At 72.2% G+C, this 12915-nt stretch carries 9 protein-coding genes; 6 read left to right on the forward strand and 3 right to left on the reverse strand.

Annotated elements, in window-relative coordinates; all coding sequences use genetic code 11:
• Positions 1-236 precede the first annotated feature (236 nt).
• From OG570_RS23000 to OG570_RS23010, 3 genes are all read left to right on the forward strand, one after another.
• Positions 237-1667: an FAD-dependent oxidoreductase gene (locus OG570_RS23000; RefSeq protein WP_326943490.1), complete on the forward strand. Its 1431-nt coding sequence runs from the start codon at positions 237-239 to the stop codon at positions 1665-1667.
• A 104-nt stretch (positions 1668-1771) separates the two neighbouring features.
• Positions 1772-3016 (forward strand): acyl-CoA dehydrogenase family protein, encoded by a 1245-nt coding sequence (locus OG570_RS23005; protein ID WP_326943489.1) that lies wholly within the window; start codon positions 1772-1774, stop codon positions 3014-3016.
• 31 nt (positions 3017-3047) lie between these two features.
• On the forward strand, positions 3048-4595 hold the full coding sequence (locus OG570_RS23010) for a 4-hydroxyphenylacetate 3-hydroxylase family protein (RefSeq protein ID WP_326943488.1): 1548 nt from the start codon (positions 3048-3050) through the stop codon (positions 4593-4595).
• A gap of 216 nt (positions 4596-4811) precedes the next feature.
• Here OG570_RS23010 and OG570_RS23015 read toward each other — a convergent pair whose 3' ends face one another.
• The 3 genes from OG570_RS23015 to OG570_RS23025 form a co-directional block, all read right to left on the reverse strand.
• Positions 4812-6131 (reverse strand): copper resistance CopC/CopD family protein, encoded by a 1320-nt coding sequence (locus tag OG570_RS23015; RefSeq protein ID WP_326959188.1) that lies wholly within the window; start codon positions 6129-6131, stop codon positions 4812-4814.
• Positions 6128-6703 (reverse strand): hypothetical protein, encoded by a 576-nt coding sequence (locus tag OG570_RS23020; protein WP_326959190.1) that lies wholly within the window; start codon positions 6701-6703, stop codon positions 6128-6130. Before OG570_RS23020 ends, OG570_RS23015 begins: the two co-directional genes overlap by 4 nt.
• A 129-nt stretch (positions 6704-6832) precedes the next feature.
• Positions 6833-7528, reverse strand: a complete 696-nt coding sequence (locus OG570_RS23025) for a helix-turn-helix domain-containing protein (protein WP_326943485.1) — start codon at positions 7526-7528, stop codon at positions 6833-6835.
• Positions 7529-7823: 295 nt separating this feature from the next.
• Between OG570_RS23025 and OG570_RS23030 the strand changes: the two genes are divergently transcribed.
• The 3 genes from OG570_RS23030 (at position 7824) to OG570_RS23040 (ending at position 12903) form a co-directional block, all read left to right on the forward strand.
• Positions 7824-10145 carry a TOMM precursor leader peptide-binding protein gene (locus tag OG570_RS23030; protein ID WP_326959192.1) on the forward strand — a complete coding sequence of 774 codons (2322 nt, stop codon included), beginning with the start codon at positions 7824-7826 and terminating at the stop codon, positions 10143-10145.
• A 49-nt stretch (positions 10146-10194) separates the two neighbouring features.
• The gene (locus OG570_RS23035) at positions 10195-11640 is read left to right on the forward strand and encodes a SagB/ThcOx family dehydrogenase (protein ID WP_326959194.1); all 1446 of its coding nucleotides are present in this window, start codon (positions 10195-10197) and stop codon (positions 11638-11640) included.
• A 69-nt stretch (positions 11641-11709) separates the two neighbouring features.
• Complete coding sequence (locus OG570_RS23040; protein WP_326959196.1) at positions 11710-12903, forward strand: sensor histidine kinase; 1194 nt, start codon at positions 11710-11712, stop codon at positions 12901-12903.
• Positions 12904-12915: the final 12 nt, after the last annotated feature.

A 12915-nucleotide genomic window follows, 5' to 3' on the forward strand; every position in this document is an offset into this window, starting at 1 on the left:
AACATCTCTTCGAGTGCGCACCTGGTCGTCGTGGGTTTGCGGCCCGGTTCGTGCGTCCACAATGGACTACCGGAACCGGCCGGGCGTCCGCAATGCGGGAGATGACCCCGCACGGCCGCGAATGTGACGCTGACCTTCGCGTGGACGGCGGGTTTGGCGAGTTTCCCTTCCACTGGATGTACCGGATCAGGACTGACGAGATCACCAAATTCTTAGGTATCAAGGAGGAATCCGTGATGAGCCACAACGCTGGATCGCGCGCGGTGGTGCTCGGTGGAAGCATCGCCGGGTTGTTCGCGGCACGAGTGCTCGCGGATGCCTACGACGAGGTGCTCATCGTGGACCGTGACGTACTGGTCGGGACGAAGGGCGTGCGCCGGTTCTGCCCGCAGAGCCAGCAGGCCAACGGCCTGCAGGCCAGGGGCGTGCACGCCATGGAGGAGCTGTTCCCCGGCATCACGCAGGAACTGGTCGACAACGGCGCGCCCAAGGGCGACCTGGCCGGCACCTGCCGCTGGTACACCCAGGGCTACCGGCTCAAGCAGCACCACGCCGGTCTGCCGGCCCTCGGTGTGCTCCGGCCGGTGCTGGAGTGGCACATCCGCGAGCGCGTCCAGGCCATCCCCAACGTCTCCTTCGTCGAGCAGCACGACATCCTCGGGCTCGAGACGACGGCGGACAAGAGCCGGATCACCGGCGCCCGCGTGCAGGCGCACGGCAAGAAGACCGAAGAGGTCCTCGAAGCCGACCTGGTGGTCGACGCGACCGGCCGCGGCTCGCGGACCCCGGTCTGGCTGGAGCAGCTCGGTTACGCGAAGGCCGAAGAGGAGCGCAAGAAGATCGACCTGGTCTACGTGACGCAGCACTACAAGCTGCGTCCCGGCTGCGACCCGTTCGGCAAGGACACGGCCATCAACCAGATCGCGCACCCGGGCCTGCCGCGGGGCAACGTCTTCTTCAAGGTCGACGGCGGCCTGCTCGAGCTGACGACCTACGGCCTGCTCGGCGACCACCCGACGACCGACCAGAACGAGCTCTACGAGTGGATCCGGTCGCTGGGGGCCAAGGACGTCTACGACGTCCTGCGCTACGCCGACCCGGTCGACGCGCCGATCGCGTTCCGGTTCCCGACGACGCTGCGCCGGCACTACCAGAAGCTGGAGCGCTTCCCGGAGGGCCTGCTCGTCACCGGCGACGCGGTCACCTGCTTCAACCCGGTCTACGCGCAGGGCATGACCGTCGCCGCGCTGTGCGCGCTCACCATGCGCCAGCACCTGCACAGCGGCGCCGGCCCGATCCCGCTCGACTACTTCCAGGACCTGGCGAAGGACGCGATCGACCAGGCGTGGGAGATGACCAACACGATCGACCTGACCTTCCCCGGGGTGAAGGGCGAGCGGACCCGGCAGGTCCGCATGGCGCAGAAGTTCCTGAAGAAGACGCAGATCGCCGCGACCCGGGACGGCAAGGTGGCCGCCGCGTACTTCAAGGTCGCCGCGTTGATGGCGACGCCGGATTCGCTGATGCGCCCCGGCATCCTGCTGCGCGTGCTGTGGAAGTCGATGTTCGGCCCGTCGAAGGAGAGCCTGCGGCCGCACGTCTGGCAGGCCCCCGCGGACGTGGAGCCGGTGTTCACGGCCGCCGCCGACGTGCGCAAGGCGGCCTGACCGGCCGAGGGTGAGCCGCCGCCGGACGTCCCGTCCGGCGGCGTCCCCGTCACGATCGGCCCGATTCCGGGCACTAGCGACGTTTCTCGAGAGAAGGCTGGGTTATGACTGCGGTCAGGAGTGTGTCCGAAGAGGACTACCCGTCGGCGCCGGAGCCGGGGTTGACGCCGGGGGAGGCGATCGCCCGGGCCGAGCGGATCGCGGCGACCCTCGTCGACCGCCAGGCGGAGACCGAGGAGCGCGGGTACTACGCGCTCGACACCCACGACGAGTTCCTCCGCGCGGGCCTGTACCGGTTGCTGGTGCCGCGGCGGTACGGCGGTTACGAGTTCGACCTCGAGACCCACGCCCAGGTGGTGTCCGCGCTCGCCAGGGGCTGCCCGTCGACGGCGTGGATGTACACCTTCGGCGCGTCGCACGCGCTCCTGGCGGCGACGCTGTTCTCCGAGACCGCGCAGGACGAGCTGTTCGCGAACGGCGACTTCATCTGCCCGGCCACGGTCGGGATCTCCGGGTTCGCGCAGCCGGCCGACGACGGCGGCTGGATCATCGAGGGCGTCCACCCCTACAGCTCGGGTTCGCCGTACGCCACGCACTTCATCGGCCACACCCTGGTGGCCGGTCCGGAGGGCGCCCCGCCGATCCCGATGCTGTTCGTGGTGCCCCGCGCGCAGTGGCGGCGGCTGGACGACTGGGGCGCGCAGCTGGGCCTGAAGGGCAGCGGCTCGCACAGCGTCGCGATCGAGAAGGCGCACATCCCCGCGCACTTCGGCCTGGTCGGCACGCACATGGGGATGACGTCGGTCGTCGACGGCACGCCCGGGCAGGAACTCCACGGCAACGCCATGTACGGCGGCGGGGTGCTGAGCTCGGTGCAGTTCCCGCTCGCCGCGATCGCGATCGGCATGGCCACCGGCGCGCTGGACGCCTACGGCGGGCTCATGCGGGAGCGCACGACGCTCTTCCCGCCGATCACCTCCCGCACGGAGGACCCGGACTACCAGTTCCGCTACGGCGAGGCCGCCGGCAAGATCGCGGCCGCCGAAGCGGCGCTCTCGGGCGCGGTGCGGCAGTGGACGGCCACCGCCGAGCGCGGGCCGGGCGCGTTCACCCGCGAGGTGGACCTGCGGCTGTCCCTGATCAGCCGCGAAGCGGTCCGGCTGTGCTGGAGCGCGGTGTCCGAGCAGCTGTTCCCGACCGCGGGCTCGAGCTCGGTCCGCGCGGGTGCCCGGCTCGAACGGGTCTGGCGGGACATGTCCACCCTGCACAGCCACGCCGGAGTCAGCATCTTCCTGGCCAGCGCGGCGAACCGCGAGCTCGCCCGCCTGGTCTTCGACGTGACGAACTGACCCCATGCCGGCACACGAGGGTGATGATCAGATGACCGAGCAGACGACCCGGCCGCTCACCGGCGACGAGTACATCGAGAGCCTGCGCGACGACCGCGAGGTCTACCTGTACGGCGAGCGGGTCAAGGATGTGACCGAACACCCCGCGTTCCGCAACCCGGTGCGGATGGTCGCCCGGCTCTACGACGCGCTGCACGATCCCGAGCACCGCGACGTGCTCACCACCGCGACCGACGCCGGCGGCCCCGGGGGCTACACCCACCGGTTCTTCACGACGCCGCACAGCGCCGAAGACCTCGTCGCCGACCAGCAGGCGATCGCGTCGTGGGCGCGGATGAGCTACGGCTGGATGGGGCGCAGCCCCGACTACAAGGCGTCGTTCCTCGGCACGCTCGGCGCGAACGCCGACTTCTACAACCCGTTCGCCGACAACGCGCGCCGCTGGTACCGGGAGTCGCAGGAGAAGGTCCTCTACTGGAACCACGCGATCGTGCACCCGCCGGTGGACCGGCACCGGCCGCCGGAAGAGGTCGCCGACGTCTTCGTCCACGTGGAGCGCGAGACCGACTCCGGGCTGATCGTCAGCGGGGCGAAGGTCGTGGCGACCGGGTCCGCGCTCACGCACTACAACTTCATCGCCCACTACGGGTTGCCCATCAAGGACAAGAAGTTCGCGCTCGTGGCGACCGTGCCGATGGACGCGCCGGGCATGAAGCTGATCTGCCGCCAGTCCTACAGCGCGGCGTCCGCGGTGACCGGGAGTCCCTTCGACTACCCGCTTTCCTCGCGGCTGGACGAGAACGACACCGTCCTCGTGCTGGACAAGGTCCTCGTTCCGTGGGAGAACGTGTTCATCTACGGCGACGTCGCCAAGGTGAGCATGTTCACCGGGCAGTCCGGGTTCATCGAGCGGTTCACCTTCCAGGGCTGCACCCGGCTCGCGGTGAAGTTCGAGTTCCTGGCCGGCCTGCTCGCCAAGGCACTGGAGATCACCGGGGTCAGCGACTTCCGGGGCGTGCAGACACGTCTCGGCGAGGTGCTCGCCTGGCGCAACCTGTTCTGGGGCCTGTCCGACGCCGCGGCCCGCAACCCGGTGCCGTGGCGCAACGGCGCGGTGCTGCCCAACCCGCGGTACGGCATGGCCTACCGGTGGTTCTCCCAGCTCGGTTACGCGCGGCTGCGCGAGATCGTGCTGCAGGACGTCGCGAGCGGCATGATCTACCTCAACTCCAGCGCGCAGGACTTCCGGAACGAGGACATCCGGCCGTACCTGGACAAGTACCTGCGTGGCTCGCACGGCATCGACGCGGTCGAGCGGGTGAAGGTCATGAAGCTGCTGTGGGACGCGGTCGGCACCGAGTTCGGCGGCCGGCACGAGCTCTACGAGCGCAACTACGCCGGCAGCCACGAGAACACCCGGCTGGAGCTGCTGTACGGGCAGATGGCCGACGGCCAGCTGGACGGCTACAAGGCCCTCGTCGACCAGTGCCTGTCCGAGTACGACCTGGACGGGTGGCAGGTGCCCGACCTCGCCTCGTTCGACGAGCTGGGCAAGGCGGGCCGCGACCTCTTCGGCTGAGCCGATGCTGGACAGACCCGGGGCGGGCCGTTCGCGGCCCGCCCCGGGTCATGTGCGTGCCCGCGACCGGCCGGACGACGTCGGACAGCTCGCGGTGAACGCAGGACAGTCCGGTAAGGACGTTCGAGGATCCCGGCGACACCATCACGCACGCTGCGGAGCGGGCGCGACGAGTTTGGGTATGGGTCGCCGATGGGTGGGCCGGAGAAAGCCGGGTCAGCCGCCGGGCGGGGTGACCGTCAGGAACGCCGCCAGGGCGAGGACGACCACGCTGAGCAGAACCTCCGTCGACACCGCCAGACGGAGGCGGCGCAGGTCCGTGGTGAGCGTCGCGGTGCCGCCCGGCGCGGGGGTCGCCATCCGGCGGACCGCGCGGCGGGATCGGCTCGCCACGGCCAGCAGCGCCGCGAAGCCCGCGATCTTCAGCAGCACCAGCAGCCCGAACCGGGTGGTCCACAACGACGTCAGCGACGGCATGATCCGCAGCGCCAGTACCGCGCCGCTGAGCGCGATCGCCGTCACCGCGCCCGCCGCCAGCCTGGAGAACCGGGCCGCCACGCCGGCGACGTCCTCGCCGTCGGCCGGGCGGTACAGGCACAGCGCCAGCTGGACCAGGCCGCCGGCCCAGATCGCGATCGCGCCGAAGTGCACCAGGTCCGCGCTCACCGAGAAGTACATGATCGGGTCGGTCACCGGGTGCCCGGTCGCCGAGAACGTCAGCAGGACGAGGAAACCGGCCACCATCGCCAGGTTCTCGAACCGCGGCCGCAGGCGGTCCGACGGCCCCAGCAGCCGGGCCGTGCACACCGCCAGGGCGCCCACCGCGACCAGGCGCAGCAGCAACAGCTTCCCGTACGCGACGCGGAGCGTGTCGGCCAGCAGGGCCGGGTCGGCCACCGCCGCCAGGTCGCGCCCGGCCGCGTACGGGCCCTGCAGCACGAACGCCGCGGCCGCCATCACGCCGACCAGTCCCGCGCCCCAGCGCAGCAGCCGCCGCGCCCGGCCGTCGGTGCGCGCCGCCGGGCGGCAGAGCAGCACGAACGCCAGCCCGCCGAGCAGGACGACGCCGAGGTAGGCCAGCCAGCGGACCGCCGTCGACACCGCGTCGACCGCCGGGTCCGTGCCGGTGGCGGCCGAGACCGCGCCCGCCGACGTCACCAGCGGGCCGGTGCCGACGACGAACGCGAACGTGCCGCGCACGGGGTGCGAGTCGGCCGAGACGAACGCGTACTCCACGAGGTAGCTGCCGTCGGGCAGGCCCGGCTCGAGCCGCACCGCCACCTGCTCGGCGACGTCGCCGGGCTGGAACACCGGGCCGGTCTCCGCCTGCTTCCCGGACAGGTCCACGACCTTGATCGAGCCGGGCTGGATGCCGATGTTCTCCGACAGCGTCACCGACACCAGGGACGGCGCCGCCGTCAGGCGGGCACCGTCCCCGGGGGTGGACGAGATGATCTCGACGTGAGCCGAAGCGGGAACGGCGCCGACCACCAGCAGGCCGAGGACCAGGGCCAGCAGGGCCAGCGCGCGTTTCACGACGCGGCGAGCGCGGTGTGCCGGGGCAGCCCGCAGGTGCAGCCGGTCAGCTCGTGCTCCGCGGCCGAGGCCCGCCGGTGCAGCACGATCGCGACGATCATCGGGATGGTGACGATCGTGTTGTAGAACAGGTGCAGCTCCACCCGCGGGATCAGCAGCTGGATGATGCTGGTGGGCACCTTCTGCCCGGCCAGCCGCCAGCCCGACTGCGCCTGGATGAACAGCAGCAGGTGCTCGATGTGGTGCCAGAACTGGATGCCGAGGGCCAGGTTCCACCACTGCCGCGAGCGGCCGGCGAAGCCGTGGCGCAGGACCCACAGGAACACCAGCATCACCAGCGCGTAGCCGTAGTGCAGCCACTCCTGCGAGATCAGCCACGGGAACGGCATGCCCAGCACGCCGCGGGCCCGCGAGGTCGGCCAGCCGAAGCCGTAGATCTGCACGGCCTGCACGATGTGCTCGGCCCAGTGCCCGATGACGATCACCATGAACACGGCGAGCGCGCGGTGGTGGTACCGGCTGTTGAGCGCGGCGAGGAACCCGGCGGGGCGGGTGATTTCGGACGTCGACATGCAGACCCCAGTATCCCGAAAAGGACGTTTCGCACGGATCTTAGCTTTCGCCGGAGGGCAATCCGTTCCTCCGGATTGCCCATCTCGTGGCGAAAAGTGCGGCGGTGTGGCGGATTGCGCCGACGGGCGTCAGTGCACGGCCAGCCCGGTCGGGCGCTCCGGAGCCGGCGGGATGTGGAACAGCCGGGTGAACAGCTCCAGGTGCGCCGGGTCGCCCTCGACGTGGACCTGACCGCCGGACAGCGCGTCCTGCGCGGTCAGGCTGCCGTTGAGCAGGTCCAGGATCGCCGGGCCCTGCGGCTCGATCACCAGGTCGGGGCTGGGCAGCGAGCCGGCGGAGACCTTGAGGGTGCCGTCGTCGACCAGCGCGTGCACGATCATCTCGCCGCCGAGATGGCGCAGCTCGTAGTTGACGTGCACGCCCGCGGCCTCCTCCTCGCGGAAGGTCGTGTAGAGCGACAGGATCGCGGTGTCGATGCTGAACGCGTCGTCCGGCTTCGGGTAGCCGAGCGAGCGGGCACCCCACAGGCCGAGGTCGAGCACGATGTGGTCGAGCTCGCAGCCGTACTCGGTGAGCTCGTAGACGACGCCTGCGTCCAGCTGCGACAGGACGCGGCGGCGGATCACACCCGCCTCCTCGAGCTCGTTGAGCCGGGAGGTGAGGATGCTGACCGGGATGCGCGGGAGGGTCTGCCGGAGGTCGTTGAAGCGCTTCGGACCGAGCACGAGGTCCCGCACGACGAGCAGCGACCATCGTTCGCCGATGATCTCGAGCGCCCGGGCCAGGCCGCAGAACTGTCCGTAGGTGCGAGCAGAGGTGGGCATACTCGGTTCCTCACTTTTTCGGGTGCCTGGCCGGCTGCCGTCCGAGTCGCGCGGTGCCGCGGGCTCGGTTACGGTTCCGGCGACGTGCCGTGCCGCCACGGGCGTCGCTGTCCACGGTGACGGCCCAGGCCTCGCGCTGCCAGTGAGCCGCGCACCGGCCACCCCTGTGTTTCACAGGTCGAAACATGCGTTTCGCACGACTTCTCCGTGCTTTTGCACACTGGCCGGGCCCCGGCCTGCAGGAGCAGGATTCGGGTCCTCGTTCAATCCTCCCGACTGCCGGCAGGAGAGCCCCATGCGCACAACAGCGGTGGACGTGCGGGTACCGGACGACGGCGGGCCCGCCGCGGCCACGCCCGCTCCCGCCCCGACCCCGGCGTTCCGGCGGCACCTGCGGGCGGAGGTCCACGCGGGCAAGGGCGCCTACCTGTTCTCCGAGCAGGGCGTCATCGCGATGCACGGGGCCAAGATCGAATCGCTGGCGGCCCTGCTGGACGGCACGCACGACCTCGACCGGCTGCTGAGCGGCCGGCCGGGGGGAATGGCCCCGGAGGAGGTCGCCGCGCTGCTGACCCAGCTGGTCGACGCCGGCCTGGTGACGTTGCGCAAGCCGGCCGGGGGCACCCGGCCGGGTGACGAGCGCGCGCTGGCCTACTGGGACGCCTGCGGCATCGACGCCGACGTCGTCGCCGCGCGGCCGGGCACCGCGGCGCTGATCGCGGTGGGCGACAGCGCCGCCGGCACCGACCCCGGCGCCGTCGAGCGGGCGCTGGCCGACGCCGGTATCGAGGTGCTGCCCGCGGACGCCGGTGTCGCCGACCTGTCGATCGTGCTGTGCGCCGACTACCTCGACCCGCGCTTGGCCGTGATCGACGCCGAGCACCGCCGGACCGGGCGGCCCTGGCTGCTCGCGCGCCCGTCCGGGGCCCAGGTGTGGATCGGCCCGGTGCTCCAGCCGGGGGAGGCGTGCTGGCACTGCCTGACGCACCGGCTGTGGGGCCACCGGCACGCCGAGGCGTGCGTGCAGGAAGAACTCGGCCACGCCGGCCCGGCGCACCGCCCGGTGTCGGCGCTGCCGTCGCTGACCGCGGCCGCGGCGCACCTGGTCGCGCTGGAGGCGTCCAAGTGGCTGGCCGGCTACCGCCATCCCGGCCAGCAGTGCGTGTGGACGCTGGACACGCTCGACCTGCAGGGCCGGCTGCACGAGCTGCGCCGCCGCCCGCAGTGCCCGGACTGCGGCGACCCGTCGCTGGTGGCCGGGCGCACGGACCGCCCGGTGGTGCTGCAGCCGGCGAAGAAGGCGACCACCGGCGGTGGCGGGCACCGGACGACCACCCCGGCGGAGATGCTGAGCCGGCACCGCCACCTGGTCAGCCCGGTCACCGGGATCATCAAGGAGATCCGGCCGGACCCGGCCGCGCCGTCGTTCGCCAACGCCTACCGCTCCGGGCCCAACGTCGCCCGCGGGGTCACCGGGATGGCCGCGTTGCGCGCCGGGTTGCGCTGCGAGAACGGCGGCAAGGGCGTCAGCCCGCTCGACGCCGAGGTCAGCGCCCTCTGCGAGGCGGCGGAGCGGTTCTCCGGCAACTTCCAGGGCGACGAGCTCCGCATCCGCGGCTCCTACGCGCAGCTGGGCGAGGAAGCCGTCCACCCCAACGAATGCATGCTCTTCGACGACCGGCAGTACCGCGACCGCGCGGCCTGGAACCGCGCCCACGCGGAGTTCCAGGGGGTCCCCGCGCCGTTCGACCCGGCGGCCGAGGTCGACTGGACGCCGGTGTGGTCGCTCACCGGGCAGCGCCGCCTGCTGCCGACGTCCTACCTGTACTACGGCATCCCGCGGGAGCACGCGACGCCCGGGGTGCGCGCGGACTCGAACGGCGCCGCGGCGGGCAGCAGCCTGGAGGACGCGATCCTGCAGGGCGCGCTGGAGCTCGTCGAACGCGACGCGGTGGCGCTGTGGTGGTACAACCGCACGCCGGTGCCGGGCGTCGACCTCGCGTCCTTCGGCGACCCGTGGCTGGAGGAGATGTCGGCCGGCTACGCGACGCTCGGCCGGGAGCTGTGGGTCCTCGACGTGACGTCCGATCTCGGGATCCCGGTGGCCGTCGCGCTTTCGCGGCGGACCGACGGCCCGCACGAGGACATCATGATGGGCTTCGGCGCCCACCTCGATCCGCGGATCGCGGTGCGCCGGGCGGTGACCGAGCTCAACCAGATGCTGCCCGTCGTGCAGGCCGCGGGCCACGACGTCGACGACCCGGACGCGCGGCGCTGGCTCGCGTACGCCACCGTCGCCAACCAGCCCTACCTGCGGCCCGCGGCCGGGCAGCGGATGCGGGCCGCGGCCGACTTCCCGTACGTCAACCGGTCCGATGTCCGCGACGACGTCGAGGCGCTGGCCCGGCTGCTCGGCCAGGCGGGTCTCGAGCTGCTCGTGCTCGACCAGACCCGGCCGGACGTCGGGATCCCGGTGGTCAAGGTGCTCGTCCCGGGCCTGCGGCCGTTCTGGGCCCGGTTCGCGCCCGGCCGGCTGTTCGACGTCCCGGTCCGGCTCGGCCGGCTCGACGCGCCGACGCCGTACGAGGGCCTCAACCCGTTCCCGATGTTTCTTTAAGAGTCCCGCGGGAGGCTCAGTGCTCGTTGTTCCGCCCTAGGAGAATACCTTGCTTGCAGACGGCCTGGAGGGCAGTCCGGAGACCGTCCGGCTGTGGTCCCTGAGCGAAGACACCCTGCTGGAAGCGGGGGAGGACGACACGCTCGTCGCGATCACGTGGTGGGGCGAGTACGAGCTGGCGAGCATTCCCGAGGCGGTCCGCGAGTCGCTGAGCCGGCTGCTGCTCGGCCCGGTGTCGATGGCCAACCTGGCCTCGTCGGCGCGCGGTGGTGCCGAAGCCTGGGCCGGCACGCTGCGCCGGGTGCTCAACCGGCTGGCCGGCTCGGTCGTGCACTCGCTCGCGCTCAACGACGGCCGCGGTCCGCTGCTCTCGGCGATCCCGGTCACCCAGTCCCCGGTCTTCCAGGCCGAGCCGGTGCCACCCGGCCGGCAGGTCAAGCTGTCCCGGTTCTCGGCGATGCGCCCGGACGGCGGTGGCCTGCTGCTCGAGTCCCCCCGCGCCCGGTACCGGGTCGCGTTGCTGCGGCCGCCGGCGATGCTCGTGGTCTCGTCGCTGGCCGGTCCGGTCACCGTCGCGCAGGTCGCGGAGATCACCGGGCTGGCCGAGCCGGTCGTGGCCGACATCATCGCGTTCCTGGTGGCCGCGGGGGTGGCGCTGCTGGCCGACGACTGGGCGCGGTTCACCGAGGACACCGACGGTGACCTGGCCGTCTGGTCGCCCGGCGACCTGCTGTTCCACGCCCGGAGCCGGACCTGGCAGAAGGGCGGCCCGACGGACCCGGGGGCGCACCGCGAGGGCGCCGAGCCGCCGGTGGTCAAGCAGACCGCGGCCGGCTCGACCTTCCCGCTGCACCGGCCCAGCCCGGCGATGCTCCAGGCCAACGACCCGACCCTGAGCGAGCTGCTCGAAGACGACCACACCTGCCCCGAGATGACCGAGCGCGCGTTGTCCGCCGAGCAGATCGGGGAGCTGCTCTTCCGCGCCGCGCGGGTGCGCTCGGTCGGCCCGGCGTACCTGCCCGGCGGCCCGGCCCACGAGGCCTCCCAGCGGCCCTACTTCAGCGTCGCCTGCCTGTACGAGCTCGAGATCTACGTCGCGATCAACCGCTGCGTCGGCCTGGCGCGGGGGATCTACCACTACGACCCGCTGTGGCACACCCTGACGCTGACCAACGACGACGCCGGTGGCCTCGACGGCCTGCTCGACCTGGCCATGGTCGGGGCCGGCAGCCACCGCCGGCCGCCGGTGCTGCTGACGATGACCGCGCGGATGTCGCGGATCGCCTGGGTGCTGGGGAACGCCGCGTACGCGACGACGTTGCTGCACGTCGGCGCCCTCCAGCAGGTCCTCTACCTGACCGCGAAGGCGATGGGGCTGGCCGCGCACGCCGTGCCGGTCGACGCCGGGGACCGGGTCGACCGCTCGCTGAAGCTGGAGTGGCCGGCCGAGGTGAGCGTCGGCGAGTGCGTCCTGGATTTCCCGCCGTCGCGGTGACCTCCCGTTTTCCCGGACTTCCCTGTTACCTTGGAGTCTCCGGGATCCAGGGGGTATCTGGGAGGGCTCGTGGTTCAGCCGATACCGATTCGCGGGACGCGGCTCCAGGGGCCGGCCGCCGAGCCGCCTCCCGCGTTCGAGGACGAGCGGTCCGAGACCCGCACGCTCGTGTTCGCCGCACAGGTGGCGGCCGCGATCGGCGTGGCGTCGCTGGCGTCCCTGCCCGTGCTGACCGGCTCCCAGCCCGGGCTCGTCCGGCTGGCCGCGCCGGTCTGCGCCGCGGTGCTGGCGGTGGGGTACCTGGCCGGTTTCGGCCGCGGCCGGGTCCGGCGGCCGGTAGTGGTGCTGCTCCTGCAGGCGGTGATCGGCTTGATGCCGTTCGGTGCGTCGTGGAGCGTGGCCGGCGGGTTCTTCGCCGGGAGCGTGCTGCTGACGTTCCGGCCGGTCCTCGCGGTGCCCGGCGCGTTGCTGGCGTGCGCCGGCGCGGCGGTGGTCCCGGCGTTGCCGGGTGGCTCGGTCGCCGCCGGCCTGGCGGGCGCGGTGTCCACCGGGGTCGCCACGCTCGCCCTGTTCGGGCTGGGCACGGCCGCGCGGCTGGTGGCCGAGCGCGGCGAGCAGGTGCGCGAGCTGAAGCGCCAGGCCATCACCGAGGAACGCAAGCGGTTCTCCAGCGACCTGCACGACCTGCTGGGGATGAGCCTTTCGGCGATCACCCTGAAGGGTGAGCTGGTCGACCGCCTCGTGCTCGGCAGGCCGGGCCAGGCCAAGGAGGAGCTCGGCGAGCTGCTGGTGATGTCGCGGCGCGCGCTGGCCGACGTCCGCACGATCGCCGCCGGCTACCGCGACCTGTCGATCGAAGACGAGTGCCGGGCGGCGGCGGCGGTGCTGAGCGCGGCCGGCACCCGGGTGACCGTGGCCCGCTCCGGGCTCGGCGGCCTGCCGCCGCAGGTCGCCACCGTGCTGGCCATGGTGCTGCGCGAAGGGGTGACGAACGTGCTGCGCCACAGCAGCGCGAGCTGGTGCGCGTTCTCCGTCAGCACCGAAGACGGAACGGCCTGGCTGGAGATCGTCAACGACGGCGCCGCGGGCGCAGCCTGCGACGGCGCCGACTCCGGCGCCGGGCTGCGCAACCTCCGCGACCGCGTACAGGCCCTGGACGGCGCCCTGACGACGGAAACGGGCCCGGACGGCACCCACCGCCTGCTGGCCGCGATCCCGGTGCGCTCAGGCCCGCAACTCGCCCGCCGCCGCCGGGCAAGCTGAGCGGCTGAGCTG

Origin of the sequence: Amycolatopsis sp. NBC_01286, assembly GCF_035982555.1 — a bacterium.
In the GTDB taxonomy this organism is placed as follows: domain Bacteria; phylum Actinomycetota; class Actinomycetes; order Mycobacteriales; family Pseudonocardiaceae; genus Amycolatopsis.